At 61.7% G+C, this 24,809-nt stretch carries 30 protein-coding genes and 1 tRNA gene; 17 read left to right on the plus strand and 14 right to left on the minus strand.

Annotated features, from left to right (window positions below; all coding sequences use genetic code 11):
• Positions 1–47: 47 nt before the first annotated feature.
• Positions 48–1,019, plus strand: coding sequence for a ribonuclease Z (gene rnz, locus SynBMKMC1_RS11610; protein ID WP_186471865.1), 972 nt, complete (start codon positions 48–50; stop codon positions 1,017–1,019).
• An 86-nt stretch (positions 1,020–1,105) separates the two neighbouring features.
• Positions 1,106–1,618: a photosystem II cytochrome c-550 gene (gene psbV, locus SynBMKMC1_RS11615; protein WP_011933873.1), complete on the plus strand. Its 513-nt coding sequence runs from the start codon at positions 1,106–1,108 to the stop codon at positions 1,616–1,618.
• An 87-nt stretch (positions 1,619–1,705) separates the two neighbouring features.
• Here the strand turns inward: psbV and SynBMKMC1_RS11620 are convergent, their stop codons facing one another.
• From SynBMKMC1_RS11620 to serA, 4 genes are all read right to left on the minus strand, one after another.
• Positions 1,706–2,095: a hypothetical protein gene (locus SynBMKMC1_RS11620; protein WP_011933874.1), complete on the minus strand. Its 390-nt coding sequence runs from the start codon at positions 2,093–2,095 to the stop codon at positions 1,706–1,708.
• Between the two features lie 101 nt (positions 2,096–2,196).
• Complete coding sequence (locus SynBMKMC1_RS11625) at positions 2,197–2,496, minus strand: ferredoxin (protein ID WP_006043345.1); 300 nt, start codon at positions 2,494–2,496, stop codon at positions 2,197–2,199.
• Between the two features lie 141 nt (positions 2,497–2,637).
• Positions 2,638–3,531: a 50S ribosomal protein L11 methyltransferase gene (gene prmA / locus SynBMKMC1_RS11630; protein ID WP_011933875.1), complete on the minus strand. Its 894-nt coding sequence runs from the start codon at positions 3,529–3,531 to the stop codon at positions 2,638–2,640.
• The gene (serA, locus tag SynBMKMC1_RS11635; protein WP_186471866.1) at positions 3,531–5,117 is read right to left on the minus strand and encodes a phosphoglycerate dehydrogenase; all 1,587 of its coding nucleotides are present in this window, start codon (positions 5,115–5,117) and stop codon (positions 3,531–3,533) included. Before serA ends, prmA begins: the two co-directional genes overlap by 1 nt.
• A 137-nt stretch (positions 5,118–5,254) precedes the next feature.
• Between serA and SynBMKMC1_RS11640 the strand changes: the two genes are divergently transcribed.
• The 6 genes from SynBMKMC1_RS11640 to SynBMKMC1_RS11665 all read left to right on the plus strand — a co-directional run bounded on the left by SynBMKMC1_RS11640 (position 5,255) and on the right by SynBMKMC1_RS11665 (position 9,370).
• Positions 5,255–5,785 (plus strand): hypothetical protein, encoded by a 531-nt coding sequence (locus SynBMKMC1_RS11640; protein WP_186471867.1) that lies wholly within the window; start codon positions 5,255–5,257, stop codon positions 5,783–5,785.
• Positions 5,782–6,561: a photosystem II S4 domain protein gene (locus SynBMKMC1_RS11645; protein WP_186471868.1), complete on the plus strand. Its 780-nt coding sequence runs from the start codon at positions 5,782–5,784 to the stop codon at positions 6,559–6,561. Before SynBMKMC1_RS11640 ends, SynBMKMC1_RS11645 begins: the two co-directional genes overlap by 4 nt.
• 74 nt (positions 6,562–6,635) lie before the next feature.
• Positions 6,636–6,707 (plus strand) — tRNA-Val (locus tag SynBMKMC1_RS11650).
• A gap of 28 nt (positions 6,708–6,735) precedes the next feature.
• Positions 6,736–8,127, plus strand: coding sequence for a UDP-N-acetylmuramoyl-L-alanine--D-glutamate ligase (murD, locus tag SynBMKMC1_RS11655; protein WP_186471869.1), 1,392 nt, complete (start codon positions 6,736–6,738; stop codon positions 8,125–8,127).
• A gap of 39 nt (positions 8,128–8,166) precedes the next feature.
• Entirely contained in the window at positions 8,167–8,613 is a 447-nt protein-coding gene (locus SynBMKMC1_RS11660) for an EVE domain-containing protein (RefSeq protein WP_186473448.1), read from the plus strand.
• Complete coding sequence (locus tag SynBMKMC1_RS11665; RefSeq protein WP_186471870.1) at positions 8,597–9,370, plus strand: hypothetical protein; 774 nt, start codon at positions 8,597–8,599, stop codon at positions 9,368–9,370. The genes SynBMKMC1_RS11660 and SynBMKMC1_RS11665 overlap by 17 nt, the downstream gene beginning before the upstream one ends.
• Here SynBMKMC1_RS11665 and SynBMKMC1_RS11670 read toward each other — a convergent pair.
• From SynBMKMC1_RS11670 to SynBMKMC1_RS11685, 4 genes are all read right to left on the minus strand, one after another.
• Positions 9,322–9,603 (minus strand): DUF2811 domain-containing protein, encoded by a 282-nt coding sequence (locus SynBMKMC1_RS11670; protein WP_255486187.1) that lies wholly within the window; start codon positions 9,601–9,603, stop codon positions 9,322–9,324. The two genes, SynBMKMC1_RS11665 and SynBMKMC1_RS11670, sit on opposite strands and share 49 nt — an antisense overlap.
• 298 nt (positions 9,604–9,901) lie before the next feature.
• Entirely contained in the window at positions 9,902–10,291 is a 390-nt protein-coding gene (locus tag SynBMKMC1_RS11675) for a DUF1818 family protein (RefSeq protein ID WP_186471871.1), read from the minus strand.
• A complete protein-coding gene (locus tag SynBMKMC1_RS11680) occupies positions 10,288–10,515 on the minus strand; it encodes a DNA-directed RNA polymerase subunit omega (protein WP_006043334.1) in 228 nt (75 codons plus the stop codon). The genes SynBMKMC1_RS11675 and SynBMKMC1_RS11680 overlap by 4 nt, the downstream gene beginning before the upstream one ends.
• Before the next feature lie 25 nt (positions 10,516–10,540).
• Positions 10,541–10,825: a hypothetical protein gene (locus SynBMKMC1_RS11685; RefSeq protein ID WP_011933884.1), complete on the minus strand. Its 285-nt coding sequence runs from the start codon at positions 10,823–10,825 to the stop codon at positions 10,541–10,543.
• A 39-nt stretch (positions 10,826–10,864) separates the two neighbouring features.
• On the opposite strand from SynBMKMC1_RS11685, the gene SynBMKMC1_RS11690 reads away from it, so the two are divergent.
• The 3 genes from SynBMKMC1_RS11690 to SynBMKMC1_RS11700 all read left to right on the plus strand — a co-directional run bounded on the left by SynBMKMC1_RS11690 (position 10,865) and on the right by SynBMKMC1_RS11700 (position 13,658).
• A complete protein-coding gene (locus SynBMKMC1_RS11690; RefSeq protein ID WP_186471872.1) occupies positions 10,865–12,493 on the plus strand; it encodes an Hsp70 family protein in 1,629 nt (542 codons plus the stop codon).
• Between the two features lie 69 nt (positions 12,494–12,562).
• The gene (locus SynBMKMC1_RS11695) at positions 12,563–13,408 is read left to right on the plus strand and encodes a hypothetical protein (protein ID WP_186471873.1); all 846 of its coding nucleotides are present in this window, start codon (positions 12,563–12,565) and stop codon (positions 13,406–13,408) included.
• Between the two features lie 28 nt (positions 13,409–13,436).
• Positions 13,437–13,658: a ferredoxin-thioredoxin reductase variable chain gene (locus SynBMKMC1_RS11700; protein WP_006043330.1), complete on the plus strand. Its 222-nt coding sequence runs from the start codon at positions 13,437–13,439 to the stop codon at positions 13,656–13,658.
• On the opposite strand, the gene pyrR is transcribed toward SynBMKMC1_RS11700, so the two are convergent.
• Positions 13,643–14,203, minus strand: a complete 561-nt coding sequence (gene pyrR / locus SynBMKMC1_RS11705) for a bifunctional pyr operon transcriptional regulator/uracil phosphoribosyltransferase PyrR (RefSeq protein ID WP_011933887.1) — start codon at positions 14,201–14,203, stop codon at positions 13,643–13,645. The two genes, SynBMKMC1_RS11700 and pyrR, sit on opposite strands and share 16 nt — an antisense overlap.
• 150 nt (positions 14,204–14,353) lie before the next feature.
• Here pyrR and gpmI point away from each other — a divergent pair, with 150 nt between their 5' ends.
• A complete protein-coding gene (gene gpmI / locus SynBMKMC1_RS11710; protein WP_186471874.1) occupies positions 14,354–15,985 on the plus strand; it encodes a 2,3-bisphosphoglycerate-independent phosphoglycerate mutase in 1,632 nt (543 codons plus the stop codon).
• 24 nt (positions 15,986–16,009) lie between these two features.
• A complete protein-coding gene (gene secG / locus SynBMKMC1_RS11715; RefSeq protein WP_186471875.1) occupies positions 16,010–16,240 on the plus strand; it encodes a preprotein translocase subunit SecG in 231 nt (76 codons plus the stop codon).
• Here the strand turns inward: secG and SynBMKMC1_RS11720 are convergent, their stop codons facing one another.
• From SynBMKMC1_RS11720 to groES, 3 genes are read right to left on the minus strand one after another with little or no spacing between them, the layout of a single operon-like run.
• A complete protein-coding gene (locus SynBMKMC1_RS11720; RefSeq protein WP_370593918.1) occupies positions 16,241–16,615 on the minus strand; it encodes an MscL family protein in 375 nt (124 codons plus the stop codon).
• A complete protein-coding gene (gene groL / locus SynBMKMC1_RS11725; protein ID WP_011933891.1) occupies positions 16,581–18,215 on the minus strand; it encodes a chaperonin GroEL in 1,635 nt (544 codons plus the stop codon). Before groL ends, SynBMKMC1_RS11720 begins: the two co-directional genes overlap by 35 nt.
• A 53-nt stretch (positions 18,216–18,268) precedes the next feature.
• The gene (groES, locus tag SynBMKMC1_RS11730; protein ID WP_011933892.1) at positions 18,269–18,580 is read right to left on the minus strand and encodes a co-chaperone GroES; all 312 of its coding nucleotides are present in this window, start codon (positions 18,578–18,580) and stop codon (positions 18,269–18,271) included.
• A 216-nt stretch (positions 18,581–18,796) separates the two neighbouring features.
• Here groES and atpD point away from each other — a divergent pair, with 216 nt between their 5' ends.
• Complete coding sequence (gene atpD / locus SynBMKMC1_RS11735; RefSeq protein ID WP_011933893.1) at positions 18,797–20,260, plus strand: F0F1 ATP synthase subunit beta; 1,464 nt, start codon at positions 18,797–18,799, stop codon at positions 20,258–20,260.
• 82 nt (positions 20,261–20,342) lie between these two features.
• Complete coding sequence (atpC, locus tag SynBMKMC1_RS11740) at positions 20,343–20,753, plus strand: ATP synthase F1 subunit epsilon (protein ID WP_011933894.1); 411 nt, start codon at positions 20,343–20,345, stop codon at positions 20,751–20,753.
• 140 nt (positions 20,754–20,893) lie between these two features.
• Here the strand turns inward: atpC and SynBMKMC1_RS11745 are convergent, their stop codons facing one another.
• Positions 20,894–21,397 (minus strand): 30S ribosomal protein PSRP-3, encoded by a 504-nt coding sequence (locus SynBMKMC1_RS11745; RefSeq protein WP_011933895.1) that lies wholly within the window; start codon positions 21,395–21,397, stop codon positions 20,894–20,896.
• Between the two features lie 70 nt (positions 21,398–21,467).
• Between SynBMKMC1_RS11745 and SynBMKMC1_RS11750 the strand changes: the two genes are divergently transcribed.
• Positions 21,468–22,235 (plus strand): TIGR01548 family HAD-type hydrolase, encoded by a 768-nt coding sequence (locus tag SynBMKMC1_RS11750; RefSeq protein ID WP_186471876.1) that lies wholly within the window; start codon positions 21,468–21,470, stop codon positions 22,233–22,235.
• 42 nt (positions 22,236–22,277) lie between these two features.
• Positions 22,278–23,447: a calcium:proton antiporter gene (locus tag SynBMKMC1_RS11755; RefSeq protein WP_255486188.1), complete on the plus strand. Its 1,170-nt coding sequence runs from the start codon at positions 22,278–22,280 to the stop codon at positions 23,445–23,447.
• Between the two features lie 2 nt (positions 23,448–23,449).
• Here SynBMKMC1_RS11755 and SynBMKMC1_RS11760 read toward each other — a convergent pair whose 3' ends face one another.
• Positions 23,450–24,802: an aminopeptidase P N-terminal domain-containing protein gene (locus tag SynBMKMC1_RS11760; RefSeq protein ID WP_186471877.1), complete on the minus strand. Its 1,353-nt coding sequence runs from the start codon at positions 24,800–24,802 to the stop codon at positions 23,450–23,452.
• Positions 24,803–24,809: the final 7 nt, after the last annotated feature.

The following is a 24,809-nucleotide window of genomic DNA, read 5'->3' on the forward strand; positions in this document are numbered from 1 at the left end:
GGAGAGCCAGGCCTCCGTGGCAGATTGGCCGTTGAGCCCGCTCCGCCGTGCAGGTCACCTTTCTCGGCACCAGTTCCGGAGTTCCGACCCGCGCCCGCAACGTGTCAGCCGTGGCGCTGCGTCTGCCGCAACGGTCGGAGCTTTGGCTGTTTGACTGCGGAGAAGGCACGCAGCACCAATTCCTGCGCAGCGATCTGCGCCTTTCCCAACTGCGCCGCGTGTTCATCACGCACATGCACGGCGATCACGTGTTCGGGCTGCCAGGGCTCCTGGCCAGCCTGGGGCTGAGCGGCAGCAGTGCCGGGGTGGATCTCTACGGACCGGATCCCCTCGATGCCTACCTGCACGGCGTTCTGCGCACCAGCTCCACCCGCATTGGCTATCCGCTGGCCGTACATCCGGTGCGTGGAGCTGCCGAATCAGGACGGATTGTCTTCGAGGACGACGATCTGCAAGTGCGGGCCACGCCCCTGCATCACCGGGTGCCCGCCTATGCCTACCGGGTGGATCAGAAGCCCCGGGCCGGTCGATTCGACGTGGCCAAAGCCAGGGATCTGAACATCCCACCCGGGCCTGTTTATGCCGCTTTGAAGCGCGGTGAGACCGTCATTCTTGATGATGGCCGCCGCATTGACGGCCACGCGTTGTGCGGCCCCCCGCGGCGTGGAGCCAGCGTGGTGTACTGCACCGACACCGTGTTTTGCGAAGCCGCCGTGGAACTCGCGCGCGGAGCGGACCTTCTGATTCACGAATCCACCTTTTCCCATGCCGAAGCGGAGATGGCATTCCAACGCCAGCACTCCACCAGCACCATGGCGGCACAAACGGCGGCGGAGGCGGGTGTGAGCCAACTGGTGCTGACCCACCTCAGTCCCCGCTATGCCCCGGGGAATGCTGTCACTGCAAACGATCTGCTCGCGGAAGCCCAGGCGATTTTTCCCGCCACGGTGCTCGCCAAAGACTTCCTTTCCATCGACGTCACCCCGCAGATGGATCCATCGTGCTGCAACAGTTCGTGATCGCCTGAGCGCGATCGGCCACAGGGGGATCCCACCCCGTGATACAAGAGCGTTGTGTGCTGTCTCCATCAGTCTCCGGCATTTTTATGGCCTCTTTCCTCCCAAACGTGCGTCGCTCCCTGAGCCGACTGCTGATCGTGCTGTCGGCCTTCGCCGTCCTGGTGATCGGCACCCCTGCCCAGGCTGCCTCTTGGGATGCGGAGACCTTGACGGTTCCCGCTGACGCCGAAGGCAGTCCCGTCACCTTCTCGGAGCAGCAGGTGAAAGCTGGACGCAAGGTGTTCAACACCAGCTGCGGCACCTGCCATGCCGGTGGCATCACCAAGACCAACCACAACGTTGGCCTCGACCCTGAAACCCTGGCCCTGGCCACCCCAGCCCGCGACAACGTGGCAGCACTGGTGGATTACCTCCAGGACCCCACGTCTTACGACGGGGAATACAGCATCGCCGACCTTCACCCCAGCATGCGCAGCCGGGACCTCTATCCCGCGATGCGTGACCTCACAGATGAAGATCTGCGCTTGATGTCGGCTTACATCCTCGTGGCTCCAAAAGTGCTGGGCCAGGAATGGGGTGGCGGCAAGATCTACTTCTGATTCATCCAGAACGCCTTCGTAGCGAATGCCCCTTTGAAGCCCGCTGCAGAGCGGGCTTTTTTAATGGCTTGCCAAACCCGGCCTTGCTCAAGGCTGTTGATTGGCCGCATCGAAGGAACGGGGATGCCGGCTGTACCACCACTCCTGAAGCTCAGGAGTGAAACGCATGGAGAACAGCGTCAGCACGGTGGCGGTAGGCCTGGAACCGGGCTGAAGCAGCTCAACCGCATAGGAGGGGCAACGACGGGAGGCGAGGTCGGGCACGAAACGACGGCCCACCCGGCGCCAACTCGGCTCCTTGCTGCGCCACACGAGGCGGCAGCAGGGCCAGGGCAGCTCATCGCGATCGAACAGCCGGCAACAGGGACCGATCACCCTGAAGCTGTACTGGCCCCCAGGACTGGTATGCACCGTGCCATGAGCAAGAAGCCCATCAACCTCAGGTCGCAGGGGAGTAGCAGCGGTGGCGGAGGACATCCTTCGATCGGCCAGACACACACCACCCTGCCAACAAAAAGCCACCCCTGGGGGTGGCAGAGCATTCTCCGGTTAAGGAGAGCTGATTGTTGCGGAGGGGCTCAATAGAGCTCTTCCTCGGCGTGGGTCTTGATGGTGCAATCAGAGGTGGGGTAGGCCACGCAGGTGAGCACGAAACCAGCTTCGATCTGGTCGTCGTCCAGGAAGCTCTGATCGGACTGGTCAACGGTGCCAGCGGTGATCTTGCCAGCACAGGTGGAGCAGGCGCCGGCGCGGCAGGAGTAGGGCAGGTCGATGCCCTGCTCTTCAGCGGCATCGAGGATGTACTGATCGTCGGGAACCTCGATGGTCTTGTTGAGACCTTCGCTCTCGCTGACCAGAGTGACCTTGTAAGAAGCCATGGATGGATGAAGTGTGCAGAGACCCGAAGCAATCGGGCTCGCAGGACCGCACCCTTCTACATCGGACAGGCGTCCCCCCACACGCTTCCACTGAGCATTAGGGCCAAGGCCAATCAAATCCGATACTTACATAAGCCCAGCTTATTGAACTTTCCGGCGGATCTCCAGCAGTCCCCAGCGCCCCTGACTGGCGAGAGGCTGCACCGACCAGCCCAGCGCCTCGAGCACGTCGGTCAGGCGCGGAGCTTGCTCCACCAGGAGCCCACTCAGAAGCCCCCGCCCCTGGGCGCTGAGGATGGATTGAAAGCCTGGCGCCAGGGCTTCGATCACCGGCGCCAGGATGTTGCAGAGCAGAAGGTCCGACGGCTGAGACGCCAGAAGGGTCTCCAAGGTCTCCAGAGACCCCTGAGCAACGCGCAGCGCTTCAGGGGCCAGACCGTTGAGGGACGCGTTCTCTGATGTGGCTCGGACAGCCAGGGAGTCGGTATCCACGGCCATCACCTCGCGGGCCCCGAGCCCCAGTGCCGCCAGGCCGAGCACGCCGCTCCCGCATCCGAGATCAGCCACCCGCAGCCCCTGGGGCGGCGCGGCTTCGAGAGCCTCCAAACACAGGCGTGTGGTGGGGTGACTCCCGGTCCCGAAGGCACTACCGGGATCCATCTTCAGCACCAGACGCTGGGCATGCTCCTCAGGAACACTGAGCCAGGCGGGAAGGATGAGAAGCCCCTTCCCCACAGGATCTGGCTGCCAGTGCTGCTTCCAGCTGCGGCTCCAATCTTCATCGGCCAACTCATCCCATTGCGGGTCCGCCAGCTGAAGGTCGAAGGTTTCAGCGAGGGGAGCCAGGCTCGCAATCAGCTCAAGCCGCTGGTCCTGCGGCCATTCATGGGCAGGCAGCCAGGCCAGCAGCGTGCGTTGATCTGGGGCCTCAGGGGCATGCTGAACCGCCACCCGGTGGAGTCCCATGGCCGTGAGCTTCCAGAGCAGGGATTCCTCCAGCTCTGGCTGCAGTGGCAGAGACAGGCGCCACCACATCACAGCGTGACGGGATGCGCTTCCTGGATCCCGTTGATCCCGTGGATCGTGGCCAGCAACGCCGGCGGAATCGGATCGTCGATGCTCAACACCATCACGGCATCCCCGCGCACGATCCGCCGCCCCACCTGCATGGAGGCAATGTTCACGTTGTGCTCACCCAGCAGTGAGCCAAGGTGGCCAATGATCCCGGGCATATCCCGGTGGCGGGTGAAGAGCATGTGACGGCTGGGGGGCACATTCACAGGAAACTCATCGATGTTGGTGACCCGCAGCTCCCCATCAGCGAACACCGCACCGGTCACGCTGTGCCCTCCCTGGCCGCCGCGGGTGGTCAGCTGGAGCGAGCCACCGGCGAAGTCGCGGCTGGCGTCATCCTTCACCTCCAGCACGTGAATGCCCCGTCCCTTGGCTTCCAGAGAGGCATTCACATAGTTGATGCGATCACCAAGAGCACTGGTCAGCAAACCCTTCAGCGCTGCCACCATCAGAGGCTGTGAGGGATGGAGGGCGAATTCACCCTGAAGCCTCACCTCAAGCTCCTGCACCTGCCCGCCACTGAGCTGACTTACCAGCAGTCCCAGCGTCTCAGCGAGCTGGAGATGGGGCTTGAGCCGCTCCATGATCTCCGCGCTCAGCCCGGGAATATTCACAGCGCTGCGCGCTGGAAGACCGAGCAGCACATCACGAATCTGCTCTGCCACATCCGTCGCCACATTTTCCTGGGCTTCCTCAGTGGAGGCGCCAAGGTGAGGGGTCAGGACCAATCCGCGTTCCACGGTCCTCAACGGAGAATCCTCAGCCAGCGGTTCTGAGGCATACACATCCAACCCCGCCCCGGCGATGACACCGTTCTCGATCGCTTCGGCCAGAGCCGCTTCATCCACGATTCCGCCCCTCGCGCAATTCACGATGCGGGCCGTGGACTTCATCGAGCGGAGCAGCTCAGCATTGACGAGGTTTTCGGTATCCGGCGTGCGGGGAATATGAAGCGTGATGTAGTCGGCCTGACGGAACAGATCCTCGAGCGTGGTGAGCCGCACCTGCATCTGCTGGGCGCGATCGGCAGAAATGAAGGGATCGAACGCAATCACCTCCATGCCCATCGCCTTGGCGACCCGAGCCACATGGGAGCCGATCTTTCCAAGACCGACAACGCCGAGAACCTTCTTGTAAAGCTCATTTCCCACGTACTTCTTGCGGTCCCAGGCACCGGCGCGCATGGAGCCATGGGCCTGGGGCACATGACGCGACAGGGACAGAAGCAGCGCGAGGGCATGCTCAGCCGCCGCGATCGTGTTGCCTTCGGGTGAGTTAACAACAAGCACGCCGCGCTGGGTCGCAGCGGGAACATCCACGTTGTCAACACCCACACCAGCCCGGCCGATGATGCGCAGGCGATCAGCCGCAGCGATCACATCCGCCGTCACCTGAGTGCCTGAGCGGATCATCAAAGCGTCGTAGTCACCGATAATGGACTTCAGCTCCTCGGCCGAAAGGCCCGTGCGCTGATCCACCTGAGCCACCTGCCCGAGGATGTCGATCCCCGCCTGATCAATGGGGTCTGAAACGAGAACTTTGGTCATCCAGCGGCAGGAGAAAGCCGCCATCCACTTTAGAGATTGATCCGATCGCTCCTGAGCCCTGATCGAGAAGGCTGCGCCGCAGCCCCTCTGATTCAGCGGCAAACCATGGAGAATGTGCCCTCGCGCCGAGTCTGTCCATGCCCGTCTGTGTCCTGGTGCTCAGCCAACGCGACGCCGCTGAGAACCTCGTGGCCTCCTTGCGGGAGGCAGGCACCCATCTGCTGCGAGTGGCGCTCGTGGCTCCCGACGATGAACCTGCTTCCTCCGGTGAGCTAACAGCTGAGCGCATCGACGAGGTCGACCTTTTGAATCCAAGCCTGACCAGAACGAAGCGTCAGCGCTCTATGTCGCGGTGGCTGATGCCCTTCGGTTTCCTGGCCGGAGCCACCTTTACCCAGATCACAACGCTCGACACCTTTGCCCGCTTCGGAACGCTCGGCGAAATGGTGCTTGGAGGATTGCTGGGTCTTGGATCCGGTCTGATGGGCAGCTATGCAGCAGCCGCCAGCGTTCCCTCAGATAACGACGACGGCGTGCGGATTTTGCGCAACCGTCACAAGGAAAACGCCTGGTTACTCCTGCTCGAGACCCGACCCGGGGTGGAGCTTCCCTGGACACTCGTTCAAAAGGTGCGTCCCCAGCAGGTTGTGCGGCTGAGCGACGTATGACACTGCCAAGAGATGCGCTCCTCGCTGGCTCCTGCCATCGGGCGGTGATGGCTCGGCTCCTCGATCAGGCCGAAGAGGTGCTGCGCACCTGGCAACCCAGCTGGAGTCCCTTTCTCACTGGCCCTGAACTGGAGGAGGCCGGAAAGCTCGAGGCCCTCGCGGAGTTGCGAATGGTGCGCGATGGAGGCCGGGAAGGCGCCGAACGCTGCCGGCTTCAACTGAGCCGCCGCGATCAGGAGGCTGACGCGGAATCAGCCCCGCTCTGCGGTCTTCGCCTGGAAGGCAACTTTCTTTTTGACCGCGCTGAACCCGATGACATGCGTCAGGCGCTGATGCAACTCGATGTGAGCGCAGATTCCATCGGTGATCTCTGGCTGCGCGGTGACCGGGGAGCGCAAGCCGTCTGCACCCCGGAGGCCGGAGAGCAGCTCAACGGACTGACTGGACAGGTTCGCGATGTACCGCTTCTGCTGGAAACGGTTCCTCTCGATGCTCTGCAATGGCCTGCCAGGCGCACGCCGCGGCTCCTGCGCAGCGTGGAGGCGTCCTGCCGGCTTGATGCCATTGCCTCAGCGGGCTTCGGGTTGTCCCGTTCCAAGGTGACGCGGGAGATCAAGGAAGGACGCCTCAGACTGAATTGGGGAGCGATCCGCCAGGCCAGTCGAGACGTCAAGGTGGGCGATCAACTGCAACTCCAGGACCGCGGAAGCGTGGAGGTGCTGAACCTGACGCTCACCAAGCGTGAGCGATGGCGAGTCGAAATGATGCGCCGGTGAGCTGCTAACTTCGATTTCACCCGGTGGACATCGATCCAACCGATCACCGCAGATTCTCTGAAGGGTGACAATGCGGGCGATTAGCTCAGAGGTAGAGCACTACCTTGACACGGTAGGAGTCACTGGTTCGATTCCAGTATCGCCCATTTCCCTTGATTGGACAGGAGTTTCTTGATGCCTCTGTCCATCGTTGTCGGGCTCGGCCGATCCGGTTCGGGCGCGGCCCGGTTGCTCCAGGCTCAAGGGCACGACGTGGTGGTGCTCGAACGGGGTGATACCCCGGCGTTGCAAGACACAGCGCATGCCCTGCGCCAGCAGAACATCACCATCGAGCTGGGGCGCCCTCTCGAGCTTGACAGCTTCACCGCCTGGCTCGACCAGGCCTCAGAGGTGGTCATCAGTCCTGGAATTGCCTGGGATCACCCCACACTCAATGCCCTGCGCGCCCAGGGCCTGCGCGTCCGCGGTGAAATGTCAGTGGCCTGGGATGCCCTCTCTGGCATTCCCTGGATCGGCATCACCGGCACCAACGGCAAAACCACAGTCACCCATCTTCTCCAACACGTGCTGGCCCATGCCGGCCTTGAAGCGCCCATGGCGGGCAATGTTGGTCATTCCGCAGCCGAACTGGCCCTTGAAGTCCTGCAAGGAACCAGACCCAAGCCTGACTGGGTCGTGATGGAGATGAGCAGCTATCAGATCGAAGCCGCAGGGGAGGTGTCGCCGCGCATCGGAATCTGGACAACCCTCACACCGGATCACCTCGAAAGGCACGGAACCCTCGCGGCGTACCGCGCCATCAAACGGGGCCTGCTGGAGCGCGCAGAGACTCCCGTTTTGAATGCGGATGACGCCGACATCCGCCAACACTGCGGTGCTTGGTCACGGCCAGGCCTTCGCTGGGTGTCCGGCGCCGATGATGGCCCCGACAAGGACTCAATCCACAGGATCAGCGTGAATGCTCAGGGCTGGGTGAGCCAGGGAGAGCGGCCACTGTTCCCGGCCGACGCCTTACCCCTGCCCGGCGATCACAACCGTCAGAACATGCTTTTAACGACCGCTGCTGCGCTGGAAGCGAGTGTCTCAGCGTCCAGCATCGAGGCGGCACTGCGCTGCTTCACCGGGGTCCCGCACAGGCTTGAACCCCTTGGGTCGGTTGGGGGCATCCCCGTGTTCAACGACAGCAAGGCCACGAATTACGACGCTGCCGCCGTGGGTTTGCGCTCCGTGCAGGCGCCTGTGGTGCTCCTCGCCGGCGGTCAGACCAAGCAGGGCGATCCAGATCCATGGCTGGAGCTTCTCCAGTCCCAGGTGTGCGGCGTGGTTCTGTTTGGAGCAGGCGCCGGGGAGCTCGCCGATCTGATCGAGACCGCTGGCTTCACAGGTCCGGTGATGCATCACGCCGACCTGAACGCGGCCGTGCCGCAAGCCCTGAGCCTTGCCAAGGACTTTGAGGCCGGCAGCGTGCTGCTGTCACCGGCTTGTGCCAGTTTCGACCAGTACCCCAACTTCGAGGCCAGAGGCGATCATTTCCGGCGGTTAATCAATGCGGTGAAAGATCTCTAGGCTGCGGAAAACACTGCGAAATCCGTGGCCTACTGGTTGATGAAAAGCGAACCCGATGTGTACGGGATTGACCATCTCCAACAGGAGCACACCACCCTTTGGGATGGAATTCGCAATTACCAGGCCCGCAATTTCATGCGGTCAATGGCCATTGGCGATCAGGCCTTTTTTTATCACTCCAACTGCAAACCCCCCGGCATCATTGGCCTCATGGAGGTCAGCGAAACGGGTCTTGTTGATCCCACCCAGTTTGATCCTTCCTCTAAGTACCACGATCCAGCCTCAAAGCCGGAAGCACCCCGCTGGGACTGCGTCAAACTCACCTACAAGGGCCGGTTTGGAAGCCTCTTAAGCCTTGACGATCTGCGCCAGGCCTACCAACCCGAACAACTGGCCGTGGTGAAGCGTGGCAATCGTCTCTCGATCCTCCCTGTGGACGAGGCCATTGCCCACGATCTGTTGAAGCGACTTGGCCCTCTCCAGTGACCCCCAGCAGGTGTCCAGCGCGGAACGCCTGCCGCTGACCACCCTGATTCCGAGAGCCTGGATCGGGTTCGGCAAAGCCCCATGGCAATGCGTCGGGCTGACCGCACTGACCCTGATTGCCTTAACCGGTCTTGGCGTCCTCGCTCGCGACCTCCAGGAGAGCGGGCACAGCGGCCTCCGACTCGCGGGGAACGCCCTGCTGCTGTTGACAATCCCTGCGACCCTTGGACCGTTGGTGTCGCTGCTGCGCCTGGCCGATCAACTTCTGCCCGTGGGTTCTGGTTCCGACGCCGACACAAGTCCAGGCAAGGGGCGCCCCCTGCGCTGGCTGTTGCGCCAAACCACAGCGCTTGTTCTGCTCGAGGGGGTGGTGTTCATCGGTGCCTTGAATGTGATCCGCATCCTCAGCGGGCTGATCGCATCCCACAGCGGGGTTTTCTCCACAGCAGTTCTGCTCTTGGGACTGCTAGCGCTGGCGGCCTGGTCCCTCAGCCAGATACTGGCTCTCCCCTTACTGGTGCACTACGGCCATCGCCCTCTGGCCGCGATGGAGCACAGCCGCAAAATTGTTCAAGCCAACCGCATCAAGGTGCTCGCCCTGTTGGGACTTCTGTTGGGGGTCAACCTGATCGGCCTGATGGGCGCCTGCCTGGGCCTTCTGCTGAGCATTCCATTCTCGGCCTTGCTCCTGATGGCCAGCTGCCGGACTCAAACCCCCTGGGACAGGGATTCACGCCGGAACATGCTTCCCACATAAAGACGGGTGATCTCGCGGGAATCAACACCGTTCTGAATCAGAAATCCCGCGATTGCAGCCTGCACAAGACGGTATTGATCCCAGTTGGGGCAACGCTCAATGAACCCCACCATGGCCTGCTGGAGCGGCTGGGAGACCTCCGTCTGAAAGCTCACAGAACCGGATTCCTCCAGAGCAGTACACGCAAGTCCAGCTTGGCTCGTCGTTTCAACCGTTTGATCAACCAGGTGCATGCAATCCCTTCCAATGGCTACCAGTTCTCCACATCAACAACGCTGCGTCAAGGCAGCACTTTTTGGGCAATCCCAACAACTCTCCCAATGAGATTTCAGTGGCAGACAGCCTTCACAGCCGGGGATTTGCCTCATAGAACGACAGGCCAGCCGCAAGCAGCTTCGTCAACCTCCGCACGCGCAATCACTGCCCTTTTCCACAGAGCGAGGCCAGAAGCCCGATACCGGCGCCAGGCCTGTGGAAAACAGTGGCACAAGCGCGGAAAAGCCTCGGGAAAAATCAGTGCATCGCGATTGATCAGTTCAGCTGATCAGTGGAGAGGTCCCAAAGCGTTCTCATGGCAGCGGCCACGGCTGCGGCCGCTGGGGCCGGCCAAAACACCTCCACACCTCGCTCGCAGCCGTCCTCCGGCCTCAGAATCATCTGCAGGGACCAACCCTCACGATCTCCCTCAAGAGATCCCCACCATGGAGTGCGTTCCAGCTCGAGGGTGATCAGCTCCTCGTCCATCAGCTGCCCGCGCAGGGCCGCATGGTGGTCGACCAAATCCTGAATTAACGAGGCCAACGCGCCGGCCTCGGATTCGGTGAGCTCAACGGCCCAGGTCTCCCCACCAATCAGTGCGCCATAGGGATGGCGTTGAGGATCCCTGGCCAGTCTCCAGCCGGGACCCTCCTGCTGAATCATCCCGGCAGGAGATCGGGCTGATCCTGCTCATCGCTGAGCTCCACGATGGCTCGCTGCACAGGCTTCACGCTGGATTCCTCCAGCAAGCCGTCGAAATCATCAAAGCGACGCTGCTTGGCACGAAACGCAATGCGTACCGTTGTCAGATAGCGATTGCTCGACTGACGGATCAGACTTTCTCCTCGCTTGGCAAGGTCCTGATGGTCGACTCCGGCCGTGAGCATGCCCAGTTCCAAGGAATTCAGCATCTTAAGTGAACAGGTCGCTGTGGAAGGGAATGTGCATCGGATAACAGCGTTGTGGACGGCCCGGCACGCGCAGCACGATCTGACGCCCCAGCCCCATCGCCACCAGCGGGCGACGCAGGTGGCTGAGCAAGGCACTCACCTCCTCGAGATGACCGGCATCCACACACTCCACGCGGATGGTTCCCCAGCTCCTCGACATCCGGCAGTCCCGAAGGGGTTCCAGCTCCGCCTCGATCTCAGGGTCCTCCCGGTAAAAGGAAAACACCAGTCGCCGTAACCGATCCATGACTGATCCCCGTAGTCTCAACCTTCCTCCAACGTGCCCATGGGGATGACGAAGCCCCGCGCTGGCGAACAAAACCTTCATCTTTCCCGACGCGGGACCCTGGCCATTGATCTGGGAAGCACCAACACCGTGGTGGCCTTTCAGGCCTGCGACGCGGTGGGAATCGAGCTGATTGACCTGGCGCCGATCAGTCGCGAAGCAGGCGAGGTCCCCTCGATGCTCTGGCTGGATGATCAAGACACAGACGGGCTTCTGGTGGGCCGCCAGGTGCTGGAGAGCGGCCTGGGCGACCGTGATGCTCCCCAGCTCCACCGAGACTTCAAGCGCTGGATCGGCCTTCCCGTTCCCTCCGAGTGGCGTCAGCGGCTCAGTCCTGATCAGGCTGGAGCGCGCTTGCTCCAGGAAATCTGGAAGCGGATTCCCCAAGATCTCACCATCGAACGCCTCGTGCTCACCGCGCCGGTGGAAACGGACGCGTCCTACCGCCAGTGGCTGCTGAACGCCTGTGCGCCGCTGCAGATTCCTGAAATCGCGATGGTGGATGAGCCCACGGCCGCAGCCCTTGGGGCGGGGTTACCGGCAGGAGCGAAATTGCTGGTTGTGGACCTCGGCGGCGGCACACTCGATCTGTCACTCGTGGCCCTGGAGGGAGGCGAAGGCCGCGCCGCACCTCTGGCGCAGCTGCTGCGCTTCCAGAGCCGAAACCTCAGCAAAAGTCGCCAAACCCTCCGTCAGGCGCGCGTGCTCGGAAAAGCAGGGATCGCGCTGGGGGGTCGAGATCTCGACCGCTGGATCCTCGACGCACTCCAACCGCCAGGCCTTCCTTGCGAAGGCGATGGATTCACCGCCTGTCTCGCTGCAGCCGAACGACTCAAATGCCGACTTTCAAACACCGACATCAACGATGAGGAGGAACTGACGGAACTGGCCAGCAGTCCCGCCATGGCGACTCCCGCCACGTTGCAGATGAACCGCAAACGCTTCACCCAGATCCTGGAGGAACGGGGACTGTTCCTGCTCCTGGAGGAGCTTCTCAATCAGACCTTGCGGTCTGCCGCCGTTCAAGGCTGTCGCCGCAGCGACCTCAGCGCCGTTGTGATCGTTGGTGGAGGCGCCCATCTCCCCCAGTTGCGCGCGTGGCTCACCCGCTTCATGAGCCCGGTTCCTCTCTGCACCCCACCTCCGATGGAAGCCGTCGCCCGCGGAGCCCTCAGCCTCACACCGGGAGTTCGGATTCTCGATCTTCTGCAACGGGGAATTGCGTTGCGCTGCTGGGACCGTCGCAGCAACCGACATCACTGGCATCCTCTCTTCGTTGCAGGACAACCCTGGCCATCAAGCCAGCCCTTTGAGCTGGTGCTGAGTGCCAGTGCCGTGGATCAAACCACCCTTGAATTCGTCCTGGGCGAGCCAGAGCTGGAGGCACGCCACGAGGTGAGACTTGTCGATGGACTTCCGCAGGTGATCGAACGCACATCCGATGCAGCAGCTGTGAAGGAGCGTCCCGGTCCTTCGTTCACCCTGATGCTCAATCCCCCGGCTCAGCCTGGAGAGGATTGCCTGAAACTGCACTTTGTGCTCGATGAGCATGCCGAGCTGATCATGGAGGGGGAAGACCTTCGCAACGGCAGGCGCCTCGAAAGAGTCAGCCTCGGCACCGTGCGGTAGCCGGTCCGTCCACAACGGGATGTCCGGCGTCGCAGGAGTCCATAGAAAGGGATTCCTTTCAAGTGTGTCTTGGCGCTTCGACGCCCTCTCCCCCGCTTTTGGCTGATCGCCACGCTGGGTGGCGTTCTGGCGCTTTGCGGAACCGCCTACTGGTGGGAGCAGCAGCTGCCCAAACGCCTCGAAAACGCTGCTGCGGCTGGCGACCTGGATGCATGCCTGCGCTATGGAGAGCAGCTGGCCGCCCTGCGTTGGCTAGGGACAGAAGCGCCCCTCGAGCAAGCGTTCTGCAGACGCCGCCAAGCGCAGCTCAGCTGGGAAGCCGGAAACACAGGCAAAGCACTGGAACTGCAGACCCAGCTTGTGAATTCTGCAGTCGGCAGCCAAGCGGAGCAGACCAGTGATCGCCAGCGGCTGAAAGAGTGGCGTTCTCAGGTCCGCGAGAAGGCACTGGCCCAGTTCCGAGCTGGAAACCTCGACGCAGCCTTGGCCACCTTGTCCCCCCTCGAGACAAGGGGGCAGCGCACGGGGAGCCAACTCAGCGACAGTTTGAGAGAAACCTGGAACCGCAATCGCGTCGATCATGAGCGCCTGCAGGAGCGGGTCCAGCGTCAACAATGGTGGGAAGCCTTGAGTGTGCTGAATCAACTCGACCATCCCTGGTGGCAGCGCCATGCCCTGCCGCTGCGACGTCAGATCGAAACCGCCATCAAGAACCTTCGCGATCAGCAAAGCCACACCAGTCACGGTGATCTCCCTGATCACAGCGTGGATCTGGAGCGCCTGAACGAGGCCGTTGAACAGCGCATTGGCGAAGGCATGGATCCTTGGAGCGCTTTCGTTGCCGGTTGCTCCGATCTCGACGGTGTGCTGGTGGAGGAGGGGCCTGAAAGCCTCTGCAAGGCGAAGAAGCCGTGAGACAATTCGCCCATTGACTTGAGACTTCATGCAGCCTGGTGACAAGGTCGTCGTCGCCTCATCAGTGGTGGTCTACAACCATCCCGAACATCGGGGCACATCCTTCGATCTCCAGGGCAGTGAGGGAGAGGTGGTCACCGTGCTGACGGAATGGAAAGGGCGCCCGATCAGCCCAACGCTTCCGGTGATCGTGGCCTTTGGTCGCTACAAGGCCCATTTCCGCAGTGATGAACTTCAGGTTGCGTCCTGAGTTCTGCGCAGAAACACCCCTTCTTCACCATCCACGTCCATCAAACGCAGTTCGATCGTTTCACAGCGACGCGTCGGAACGGTGCGCCCGCAGAAATCAGGCTGAATCGGCAGTTCGCGATGTCCGCGATCCACCATCACCAACAGCAGAACCCTGCGGGGACGTCCCCAGGCCTGAATCGCCTCAAGTGCCGCTCTAACCGTACGACCGGTGAAAATCACGTCATCCACAAGCACCACATCCCGCCCTTCCACACCCACAGGAAGGTCGGTGCCTGTCACCGGTCGCATGGCCACGCGCTCGAGATCGTCCCTGTGAAAGGTGGGATCCAAGGTTCCTCTGGCCACCGGCCGACCAGCTTGTTCTTCCAGAGCACGCGCCAAAACCGCAGCCAGCTGGACACCCCGCGTCGGGATGCCAAGCAAGACGAGATCATCAAGCCCACCAACGCTCTCAAGCACTTGAGAGGCCAGGCGCATCAACGTTCTTCTCAGTTCGTCGGACGAAAGAATCTCGATCCGTTCATCATGGCCGCCCGTCCCCATGGATCCAGTGAGCAGGGCGCTGAGTTTATGCGTTTGAGCCGGCGGGGCGTCCGCGAAAGCTGACCGATCAGCGGCGGACGATTCACTGAGGGAGGGATCCGGAGGTAACTTGTGAATCTGGAGAAGTCCTTAAGAAGGGAGACACGCTGAGTGAACGCGGTTGATCGCCAAGCTGGACCTCCCAAGCAGAGGTCGTCGGTGGCACCTGTGGTGCTCGCGATCCTGGATGGATGGGGCGACCGTGAAGGCAGCGATTTCAACGCCATCCGATCGGCCGAGACCCCGGTGATGGATGCCTTGAGGCACGCCTATCCGAACACCTTGATCCAGGCCAGCGGCTCCCATGTGGGACTCCCTGACGGGCAGATGGGGAATTCGGAGGTCGGCCACCTCACGATTGGCGCAGGACGCATCATTCGCCAGGAGCTGGTGCGCATTGGTGACACGGTGCGCGCCAACCAACTCGCAGCAGTGCCCGCGCTCAGCAAGCTGGCTGCGCGCCTGCGCGAGAGCGGCCGAACGCTCCATCTCCTCGGGCTCTGCTCCGATGGCGGCGTGCATAGCCACGTCGATCACATCTGCGGTCTACTGCGCTGGGCTGCTGAAGAAGGGATCGAATCCGTGGCCATTCACGCGATCACCGATGGGCGTGACACACCCACCCAGAGTGCACCGCGCTACGTGCACACCATCGAAGGCACCATCCATTCCTGCGGTGTGGGCGAGATCGCCAGCCTGTGCGGCCGCTACTGGGCCATGGACCGCGACCAGCGCTGGGAACGCACCGCACGCGCTTACGCGCTGCTGACAGATCCTGACCATCCCTGCAGCAACAGCGACGCTTCAGCCGTTCTCGAAGCGAGCTACGCCGCGGGAACCACCGATGAATTTCTGGAGCCCACGCGCCTGAGCAGCAGCCATCTTCAAGACGGTGACGCCCTGCTCATGTTCAATTTCCGTCCCGACCGCGCGCGTCAGATCATTCAGAGCCTCACCCTGGATGCATTCGATGGTTTTGAGCGTCCGCACCATCCCAAATTGGATGTTGTCACCTTCACGCAATACGAAAGCGGACTGCCCGTGGAGGTGGCCTTCCCTCCCGAATCCCTCGACGACCTCCTCGGCCAGGTGGTGGCTGCTGAAGGATTGAAGCAATACCGCACAGCGGAAACCGAGAAATATCCTCATGTGACCTATTTCATGAACGGCGGCATCGAGCAGCCCCTCGATGGAGAAGACCGGCATCTGGTGCCCTCTCCCCGGGTGGCCACCTATGACCAGGCCCCGGCCATGGCCGCCGACACGCTCACCGACAGCTGCATCGCCGCCATCGAACAGGGGATTTATTCCCTTGTCGTGATCAATTACGCCAATCCGGACATGGTGGGGCACACGGGAGTGATGCAAGCCGCCACCGAAGCGATCCAAACCGTGGACCAGTGCATCGGTCGCCTGCTCGATGCCGTCGGACGCATGGGCGGCACCTTGATGATCACTGCCGACCACGGCAACGCTGAGTGCATGCGCGGTGCCGATGGTGAGGCCTGGACAGCACACACCACCAATCCCGTGCCTGTGATTCTTGTCGAGGGTGAGAGGCGCAAGCTGGTGGGCATGGGCAATGCGCTGCGCTTGCGCGACGAAGGTGGTCTTGCGGACATCGCCCCAACACTGCTGCAGCTGCTGGGCCTCGACAAACCTGCAGCCATGACCGGTCAAAGCTTGATTGAAGCTATTGACACGCCAGCGCCGTCCAGCGCCAAGTTGCCCCAGCCAGTCTGACCCGACCCGCCATAGGATCAGCTGATGATTACAACAGTTCTCTCCTGGATCTGGATCGGCAGCGGCCTGCTGCTCATTCTGTTTGTCCTCCTCCACAGCCCAAAGGGCGATGGCATGGGAGGTCTTGCCGCCAGTGGCAGTTCAACGTTCACCAGCTCCAGCAGCGCTGAGGCAACCCTGAACCGCATCACGTGGACCACGTTGGCGGTGTTTCTCACGCTTGCGATCATCCTCAGCGCTGGCTGGCTGAAGTAATCAATCGCCTGGGTTGCCCTGTTTGGCGTTAGCCGACTCTTTGAAGGTGGACATTCCACTTTCAAGGGTTCGCTGTGAGCGGTTGATCGCCTTGATGATGAAGAACAGGGCCCAACCCACGATCAGAGAGTTGAGGATCACATCGAAGATTTTTCCAATTGCCAAGTCCCCGCCGAAGTAAGGGATGACAAGGTTTTGCCAGTTCCCTCCCCGCACCAAAGGGTTGAGGAGAGGCATCAACAGATCCTTACTGATGGCATCCACAAAAAGACCCCCGCCGTAGCAGGGGTCTTGATGTTGAACAGGGTTGATTGCGCTTGACGCGACTGATCGGTGTCGATCAGTAGTCGAAGTCGCCGCCTCCCATGCCGCCACCGGCCGGTGCTGCTTCCTTCTTCTCAGGAAGATCCGCCACGATGCACTCGGTGGTGAGCACCATGCCGGCAATGGATGCCGCGTTCTGCAGACCGGAACGGGTCACCTTGGCGGGATCGACGATGCCGGCAGCGAGCATGTCGACATAGTCGCCATTGGCAGCGTTGTAGCCCTCGTTGAAGGACTTGGCCTTCACGTTTTCGGCCACAACAGCACCGTTGACTCCGGCGTTCTCTGCGATGCGCATCAGAGGAGCGGTCAGAGCCGCGGCCACGATGTTGGCACCGATCAGTTCCTCACCGCTGAGCGTGGAGGCAGCCCACTGCTCAAGGGCGGGGGCCAGATGAGCCAGGGTGGTGCCGCCACCGGGGACGATGCCCTCCTCAACCGCAGCCTTGGTGGCATTGATGGCGTCCTCGAGACGAAGCTTCTTGTCCTTCATCTCGGTTTCGGTGGCTGCACCCACCTTCACCACAGCGACACCGCCGGCCAGCTTGGCCAGACGCTCCTGCAGTTTCTCTTTGTCATAGGTGGACTCGGTTTCGTCCATCTGCTTCTTGATCTGCTCGCAGCGCGCCTGCACAGCCACCTCATTGCCCTCGGCAACGATCGTGGTGGTGTCCTTGTTGATCGTCACGCGGCGGGCGGTGCCCAGCATTTCGATCTTGGCGTTTTCGAGCTTGAGGCCGGCGTCCTCAGTGATCAGCTGACCGTTGGTCAGCACAGCCATGTCTTCGAGCATGGCCTTGCGGCGATCGCCGAAGCCAGGGGCCTTCACGGCCGCCACGTTCAGCACACCGCGCAGACGGTTCACCACCAGGGTTGCCAGAGCTTCTTTCTCGATGTCCTCAGCGATGATCAGCAGAGGCTTGCCGGTGCGGGCAATCTGCTCCAGCACAGGAACGAGATCCTGCACCAGGCCGATTTTCTTGTCGGTGAGCAGGATGTAGGGCTCATCCAGCACCGCTTCCATCCGCTCGGTGTCGGTGGCGAAGTAAGGGGAGATGTAGCCCTTGTCGAAACGCATGCCTTCGGTGACCTCCAGTTCGGTGGTCATCGACTTGCCCTCTTCCAGGGAGATCACGCCTTCCTTGCCGACCTTGTCCATGGCGTCGGCGATCATCCGACCCACTTCCTCGTCGTTGCCGGCGGAGATGGTTCCCACCTGAGCGATGGCGTTGCTGTCGCTGATCGGGTTGGCCTTGTCCTTGATTTCAGCAACAAGGAAATCCGAAGCCTTGTCGATGCCCTTCTTGAGGGTGATGGCATTGGCGCCAGCAGCCACGTTGCGCAGACCCGCCTTCACCATGGCGTGGGCCAGAACAGTGGCGGTTGTGGTGCCGTCACCGGCGGCATCGTTGGTTTTGGAAGCAGCCTGACGAATCAGGGCAACACCCGTGTTCTCAATGTGATCCTCGAGCTCGATCTCTTTGGCGATGGTGACACCGTCATTGATGATCTGCGGGGCGCCGAACTTCTTTTCCAGCACCACGTTGCGACCCTTGGGGCCGAGGGTGACGGCAACGGATTCCGCAAGGATGTCGATGCCTTTCTCGAGAGCGCGGCGGGCGTTCTCGTTGTAAATGATGCGCTTAGCCATGGGAGGCGATGGTTCGTAGGGACTAGAAGATGGTCAGCCGAAGCTGTGCTGTCTCAGTTGACGACAGCCAGGATGTCCTTCTCGGACAGGAGCACGTACTCGTCACTGCCGAGCTTGATATCGGTTCCGGCGTACTTGCTGTAGAGAACCTTGTCGCCTACGCCGACTTCAGGAGCCTGACGGGAGCCGTCTTCGTTGGCTTTGCCGGGGCCGACCTGAACCACCTCACCCACCTGGGGCTTTTCCTTGGCGGTGTCGGGAAGAAGGATGCCGCCAGCGGTCTTTTCCTCGGATTCGGAAACCTTGACGAACACGCGATCGCCGAGGGGCTTGACGGTGGAGACGCTGAGAGAAACAGCTGCCATGGGGACTTGCAGGAGCAGGGACAGGGCGCCGAAGCGCGACAGCGACCCGAGCTGGCACTCAAGGTCACCGACTGCCAACTTATGTGCGCTCATCACCCATCGACCATGGATTCGGCGTGCGGGTGACCGAACCCTTTGGCCCCGCTCAAGGCGGTGGTATCGTTGCGCCGCTCGAGAAGGGTGCGCACGTCGCGTCCCTCACACACCTCCTTTCCTATGGCCGCTGCTGCTCCCGCCTCCGCCGGTACCAAGGGCGTTGTTCGCCAAGTTATTGGCCCGGTTCTGGACGTGGAATTTCCAGCCGGCAAGCTGCCCAAGATTCTCAATGCGCTCCGGATCGAGGGAACTAACACGGCGGGACAGCCGGTAGCCCTCACCGCAGAAGTGCAGCAGCTGCTGGGTGACCATCGCGTTCGTGCCGTGGCCATGAGTGGCACTGACGGCCTCGTCCGCGGCATGGAAGCGCTCGATACAGGCGCTCCGATCAGCGTTCCCGTGGGTGAAGCAACCCTCGGCCGAATCTTCAACGTTCTCGGCGAGCCCGTCGACGAACAGGGCCCTGTGAACGCTTCGGCAACGGCACCCATTCACCGTTCAGCCCCCAAACTCACCGAACTGGAAACCAAGCCCAAGGTTTTCGAAACCGGTATCAAGGTGATCGACCTTCTCGCCCCCTATCGCCAAGGCGGAAAAGTCGGCCTCTTCGGAGGTGCCGGTGTGGGCAAAACCGTTCTGATTCAGGAACTCATCAACAACATCGCCAAGGAGCACGGTGGCGTGTCCGTGTTCGGTGGCGTGGGTGAGCGCACCCGCGAAGGCAACGACCTCTACGAGGAGTTCAAGGATTCCGGCGTGATCAATGCCGAAGACCTCTCCAAGTCGAAGGTGGCCCTTTGCTACGGCCAGATGAATGAGCCCCCCGGCGCCCGCATGCGCGTGGGTCTCTCCGCTCTCACCATGGCTGAGCACTTCCGTGATGTGAACAAGCAGGACGTGCTCCTGTTCGTCGACAACATCTTCCGCTTCGTGCAGGCCGGCTCTGAGGTGTCCGCTCTCCTGGGCCGCATGCCGTCCGCCGTGGGTTACCAGCCCACCCTGGGCACCGACGTGGGTGAGCTTCAGGAGCGCATCACGTCCACTCTGGAAGGGTCCATCACCTCCATTCAGGCCGTTTACGTTCCCGCTGACGACCTCACTGACCCGGCTCCTGCGACCACCTTTGCTCACCTCGACGCCACCACCGTGCTGAGCCGCGGCCTGGCCTCCAAGGGCATCTATCCCGCTGTGGATCCCCTGGACTCCACCAGCACCATGCTCCAGCCCGCCGTTGTGGGTGAGGAGCACTACAAAACAGCGCGTGCCGTGCAGTCCACACTGCAGCGCTACAAGGAGCTTCAAGACATCATCGCCATTCTTGGTCTTGATGAACTCTCTGAAGACGACCGTCGCACCGTGGATCGCGCCCGCAAGATCGAGAAATTCCTCTCCCAGCCCTTCTTCGTGGCTGAGATCTTCACCGGAATGCCTGGTGTGTACGTGAAGCTGGAAGAAACCATCGCCGGATTCAACCAGATCCTCGCTGGTGAGCTCGACCACCTCCCCGAACAGGCCTTTTACCTCGTCGGCAACATCGACCAGGTCAAGGCCAAGGCCGAGAAGATCGCGGCAGAAGCCAAGTGAAGCTTCCGGGGACCGCCGTTCAACGCCGGTCCCCACCATCACGATTTAGCTCCAACGCCCCGACCCCAAGTCCTCCCCTTCCATGTCCCTCACCCTCCGCGTGCTGGCACCCGACCAGAGTGTGTTCGACGGTTCAGCTGACGAGGTGATTCTTCCAAGCACCACTGGTCAGCTTGGAATTCTCCCCGGCCACGTGTCCTTGCTCGCAGCGCTGGATGTGGGTGTCCTGCGTGTTCGTGCCGATGGCGGCTGGAAGTCCATCGCGCTGATGGGCGGTTTTGCGGAAGTGGATGCTGACGATGTCACCGTGTTGGTGAATTCTGCTGAGCTCGGCAGTTCCATTGACGCCTCCAGTGCCGAATCGGATCTTCAGGCTGCAAGGAACGAAGTCTCCAAAATGGAAGGCCAGCCTGCATCAGCCGACAAAGTGAAAGCTCAACAATCCCTCGATCGTGCCCGCGCACGCGTGCAGGCGGCTAAGAATCAGGATTGATTGTTCAAAATCAACGGAGATTTCATCCAGTCCGGGGTTTTCTACCCCGGCTTTTTCATGTCTGAACGATCGAACAAAAAAAACGACCTGCAGTGACTGCAGGTCGCGATCGAACCATGGACCCTTGGTGTGCGCGCGATTCAGGCGGTACCGCAGAAGGTGACGTCGGGGAACTTGAGCTTGGCATCCTCAAGGCTCTTGCCCTTGCCTTCCTCTTGCCAGTAATTGATCACTTCAGTGGCTTTGTTGAGCACTTCAACACGCTCGTTATCGGTGATCCAGGACTTTCCTTCCAACTCACTCTTGAGCGTTTCCCAGGCATCTTCACGAGGCCAGAAGAAGTAGGCAGTCAAAGGGCTTGGACCACCGCCGACGATTTGATCCACGGCCAGAGCCACGTTGTCAGGGAGCCAAAGGATCTTCAGGAGAAAACGTCCTTCGTCCGCTTTGGGTGTGTAGCCGGAAGGAACACCGTCGGCGTCGATGGTGGCAGAGGCCAAGGCAGCACTACCGCCGCGCATGACAGGGCGACCTTCCTTCGGCTCCTGCTGCTGATCGGCATCGGTGGTTTGCGGTGCCTGATCAGCTGCTGCTGCCTCGGTGGCGACCTCCTGGTCGACGGCAGCGCCTTCGGAAACCGTCATGGTGTCAGCGCTCAAGGATTAAGGACAAACAACTAACCTAACAGCCGCCTTAACCCTTCATCACCTGAGCTTGCCAAGCGATCCCCACCAACTCCTGTTGTTCGATATCGACGGCGTGATTCGGGACGTGGCCGGAAGCTACCGCCGTGCCTTGCAGGCAACGGTTGAGCACTACAGCAACTGGCGACCAAGTCCGTCGCAGATCGATGATCTCAAGGGAGAAGGGCGATGGAACAACGATTGGGATGCAAGCCTCGAGCTGTTGAAACGGCATGGATCGCCCCTGCCGGAACGCAATGCTCTGATCGCGGTGTTCAGCGGGTTTTATTTCGGGGGCGATCCAGAAGACTCACCGGAAAGCTGGACTGGTTTCATCGGCGATGAGCCACTCCTGGTGAATGCGTCCCTGTTTGAGACCCTTCATTCCCTCGGATGGGCCTGGGGCTTCGTCAGCGGCGCAGAACCCCCCTCCGCCCGCTTCGTACTGGAGCAGCGCCTGGGGCTCAACGCCCCGCCCTTGATCGCCATGGGCGATGCTCCCGACAAACCGGATCCCACCGGACTGCGGCAGATGAGTGAATCCCTCCTCACCAGCAGCGAAGCAACCACCGTGGCCTATCTCGGGGACACCGTGGCCGACGTTCAAACCGTCATCCGTGCCAGGGCTGAGCAACCAGAGCGAACCTGGATCAGCCTGGCCGTCGCCCCTCCGCACCTTCACGCTCACCCTGTGGAGCGTCGTGCTTACGAACAGCGGCTGATGGAGGCCGGTGCTGACCACATCCTGAGCAGCACCATGGCCGTGACTGAATGGCTGGAATCCGCGGCGCAGCGCTGAAAGGACTGCCAACGTATGGCCTGTGAACACCCCCAGGCGTCCATGAACAGCCGATCGCCACTGCCCTCCTCGGTCATGGAGATCCGCAACGAGCTGTCAACCCTCGCCCTCGGAGGCGGCGTGCTCGCCCTGCTCAGTTTCAGCGGAGTGCTGGATTGGCTGCTGGCCAGTGACGCCGGCTTGATCATTGCTGGACTCCTGATCCTGGGAGCCGTTGTGGTGCTCCTCTCCCAGCAAGTGGCCAATCAGGCCGAGCTGCTGGCGGAGGCGCTCGGCGAGCCCTACGGGACCCTGGTGCTCACAGGCTCTGTCATCGTGATCGAGCTGGCCCTCATCGGCAGCACCATGATCACCGGCGAACAGAACCCCACGCTCGCCCGTGACTCGATGTTCTCCGTGCTGATGATCGCCCTCACCGGCATCACCGGGTTATGCATGGCGATCACCTCTAGGCAGTCCAGACAGAAGCTGGAGTCTGATGAAGCCATGAGTGAGGAGGACCTCTCGGGCCCGAACATGGCCGGCTCGATGGTCTTCTACAACCTCATCAGCACGATGAGCGTTCTCGTCCTCATCATTCCCAACTTCAGCACGGACTCGCCAGAGGGTGAATTCAGCCTGCCGATCGAAGCGGTGCTGTCCGTGGTCGCCGTCGGCGTCTACGTGATCTTCCTGATCAACCAGATGGGGCCTTACCGCTGTTTCTTCATGGATGCGCAGGAGCGGGCATCTCTCAACAGCGGCAACACCCCTGGAGGCCTCAACCGCAAGCACCGACCCTGGCGGGCGGGCGGCCTGCTGGTCGCCAGTCTTGGAGTGGTGGTGCTGATCGCTGAGTCCATGGGTCAGCTGATCGAGCGGGGCGTGAACGAACTGGAACTGCCCGGTGCTCTGGCTGGCATCCTCGTGGCCATGCTGATCCTGATTCCGGAGGCGTTGAACGCGATCCAGGCCACGCGCCGCGGCCAGCTGCAGCGGGCCCTCAACACCCTCTTCGGATCGGTTTTGGCCACGATCAGCCTCACCGTTCCCGCGGTGCTCATCATCGGGCAGATCATCGGCTCTGAGGTGGTTTTGGGCCTTGAGCCCGCCTCCATGGTGCTGCTGGCTCTCACCCTCTTCCTGCTTCGCCCCCATCCGAAGGTGCTCGGGAGCGAAGGGTTGATGCTTCTGGTGGTGTTCCTGTTCTGGCTGATGTTGGATCTGGTCTGAGATCAGCGCTCCATGGCCTGAACCGACTTGAGGGCGTTGGCGCTGAGCACTTCGTGGCCTTCAGGCACCTCGTCGAGTTTCCTCACAGCCACGTCGTCCTCGATGCGGATGCCGATCCCCTTCCAGCGTTCGTCGATGCTGGGTTGCCCTTCAGGAACCGGCAGACGATCGCTCACGTAGAGGCCGGGCTCCACGGTGAGCACCATGCCGGGTTCCAGCTCCACGTGATGCTCGCCAAGCCGATAAGCACCCACATCATGAACATCCAGGCCGAGCCAATGGCCGGTGCGGTGCATGTAGAGATGGCGGTACGCGCCCTGTTCAATCAGGCCATCCACATCCCCCTGCAGGAGACCGAGGCTCACCAAACCCTCCACCAGAACGCGCACGGCCGTGTCGTGCACACCCTCAGCGGTCTGACCAGGTCGCACACTGTCAATCGCGGACTGTTGCGCAGCCAGCACAAGGCTGTAGAGCTCACGCTGCTCGCCGCTGAAGCGACCATTCACCGGGAACGTTCGCGTGATGTCGCCGTTGTAGTAGTCCGGCAGTGAGCAGCCGGCATCGATCAGCAGAAGATCGCCGTCCTGAAGCACGGCGTTGTTCTCGATGTAATGAAGAACGCAGGCGTTATCCCCTCCCGCCACGATGGATCCATAAGCCACACCACGGGCCCCTTGATCGAGGAAATGCTCTTCGATCAAGGCCTGAACCTGTCGTTCGCGCATCCCGGGTTTGACGACGGAACGGGCCAGCTCATGGGCGGCGGCCGAAATCCGCCCGGCCTCGCGCAGACGCTCCAGCTCCGCCGGCTCCTTGCGCAGGCGCATGCGATGCAGCAAGGAACAGGGAGCCAGCAAGGCCAAGGCCGCGCTCCCGGTTCGCGAAGCACGATCGAGTTGCCCGGCCCAAGCGGCAACCACCAACGGCTCAATGGCGGGATGGCGACCGACGCGGAAGGCGATGCCCTCAGCACCGTTCAGATAGTCGGGAAGCCGCTGCTCAAGCTCAGAGCGAGGGTGGGCGATATCAGCACCGAAACACTCCACGGCCCCCTCGCACCCCCAGCGACGTCCGGTCCAAACCTCAGCGGCTGGTTCGCGAGGGTTCACAAACAGCACAAACCGTTCCCCCTCCGGCCGATGGGGCAGCAGCAGAGCCACCGCATCTGGCTCATCAAAACCGGTCAGGTACCAGAAATCGCTGTCCTGACGGAACGGCCATTCCGTGTCGGCATGATGGGTGACCAAGGTGGCAGCGGGGATGACCGCAGCTGCACCCCCCAGATCTTGCATGAATCGCTCACGACGATCCGCATGACAAGCAACATCAATGAGGGGGGTGCATTCAGCCACGAAAGAG

The sequence above is a fragment of the Synechococcus sp. BMK-MC-1 genome (assembly GCF_014279955.1).
GTDB lineage: Bacteria > Cyanobacteriota > Cyanobacteriia > PCC-6307 > Cyanobiaceae > Synechococcus_C.

Excerpts from the sequence above, each read along its gene's own strand:
- SynBMKMC1_RS11620 (WP_011933874.1), bottom strand. The coding sequence starts at position 2,095 with ATGTCCTCCGCCACCGCTGCTACTCCCCTGCGACCTGAGGTTGATGGG.
- SynBMKMC1_RS11640 (WP_186471867.1), top strand. The coding sequence starts at position 5,255 with ATGCCCGTCTGTGTCCTGGTGCTCAGCCAACGCGACGCCGCTGAGAAC.
- SynBMKMC1_RS11745 (WP_011933895.1), bottom strand. The coding sequence starts at position 21,397 with ATGACGGTTTCCGAAGGCGCTGCCGTCGACCAGGAGGTCGCCACCGAG.
- SynBMKMC1_RS11675 (WP_186471871.1), bottom strand. The coding sequence starts at position 10,291 with ATGATTCAGCAGGAGGGTCCCGGCTGGAGACTGGCCAGGGATCCTCAA.
- SynBMKMC1_RS11625 (WP_006043345.1), bottom strand. The coding sequence starts at position 2,496 with ATGGCTTCTTACAAGGTCACTCTGGTCAGCGAGAGCGAAGGTCTCAAC.
- atpC (WP_011933894.1), top strand. The coding sequence starts at position 20,343 with ATGTCCCTCACCCTCCGCGTGCTGGCACCCGACCAGAGTGTGTTCGAC.
- atpD (WP_011933893.1), top strand. The coding sequence starts at position 18,797 with ATGGCCGCTGCTGCTCCCGCCTCCGCCGGTACCAAGGGCGTTGTTCGC.
- SynBMKMC1_RS11660 (WP_186473448.1), top strand. The coding sequence starts at position 8,167 with ATGAAAAGCGAACCCGATGTGTACGGGATTGACCATCTCCAACAGGAG.
- serA (WP_186471866.1), bottom strand. The coding sequence starts at position 5,117 with ATGACCAAAGTTCTCGTTTCAGACCCCATTGATCAGGCGGGGATCGAC.
- pyrR (WP_011933887.1), bottom strand. The coding sequence starts at position 14,203 with ATGGGGACGGGCGGCCATGATGAACGGATCGAGATTCTTTCGTCCGAC.
- SynBMKMC1_RS11685 (WP_011933884.1), bottom strand. The coding sequence starts at position 10,825 with ATGGATCGGTTACGGCGACTGGTGTTTTCCTTTTACCGGGAGGACCCT.
- psbV (WP_011933873.1), top strand. The coding sequence starts at position 1,106 with ATGGCCTCTTTCCTCCCAAACGTGCGTCGCTCCCTGAGCCGACTGCTG.
- SynBMKMC1_RS11670 (WP_255486187.1), bottom strand. The coding sequence starts at position 9,603 with ATGCACCTGGTTGATCAAACGGTTGAAACGACGAGCCAAGCTGGACTT.
- SynBMKMC1_RS11755 (WP_255486188.1), top strand. The coding sequence starts at position 22,278 with ATGAACAGCCGATCGCCACTGCCCTCCTCGGTCATGGAGATCCGCAAC.
- SynBMKMC1_RS11700 (WP_006043330.1), top strand. The coding sequence starts at position 13,437 with ATGCAGCCTGGTGACAAGGTCGTCGTCGCCTCATCAGTGGTGGTCTAC.
- murD (WP_186471869.1), top strand. The coding sequence starts at position 6,736 with ATGCCTCTGTCCATCGTTGTCGGGCTCGGCCGATCCGGTTCGGGCGCG.
- SynBMKMC1_RS11680 (WP_006043334.1), bottom strand. The coding sequence starts at position 10,515 with ATGCTCACGGCCGGAGTCGACCATCAGGACCTTGCCAAGCGAGGAGAA.
- groL (WP_011933891.1), bottom strand. The coding sequence starts at position 18,215 with ATGGCTAAGCGCATCATTTACAACGAGAACGCCCGCCGCGCTCTCGAG.
- prmA (WP_011933875.1), bottom strand. The coding sequence starts at position 3,531 with ATGTGGTGGCGCCTGTCTCTGCCACTGCAGCCAGAGCTGGAGGAATCC.
- SynBMKMC1_RS11645 (WP_186471868.1), top strand. The coding sequence starts at position 5,782 with ATGACACTGCCAAGAGATGCGCTCCTCGCTGGCTCCTGCCATCGGGCG.
- SynBMKMC1_RS11690 (WP_186471872.1), top strand. The coding sequence starts at position 10,865 with ATGGGGATGACGAAGCCCCGCGCTGGCGAACAAAACCTTCATCTTTCC.
- secG (WP_186471875.1), top strand. The coding sequence starts at position 16,010 with ATGATTACAACAGTTCTCTCCTGGATCTGGATCGGCAGCGGCCTGCTG.
- groES (WP_011933892.1), bottom strand. The coding sequence starts at position 18,580 with ATGGCAGCTGTTTCTCTCAGCGTCTCCACCGTCAAGCCCCTCGGCGAT.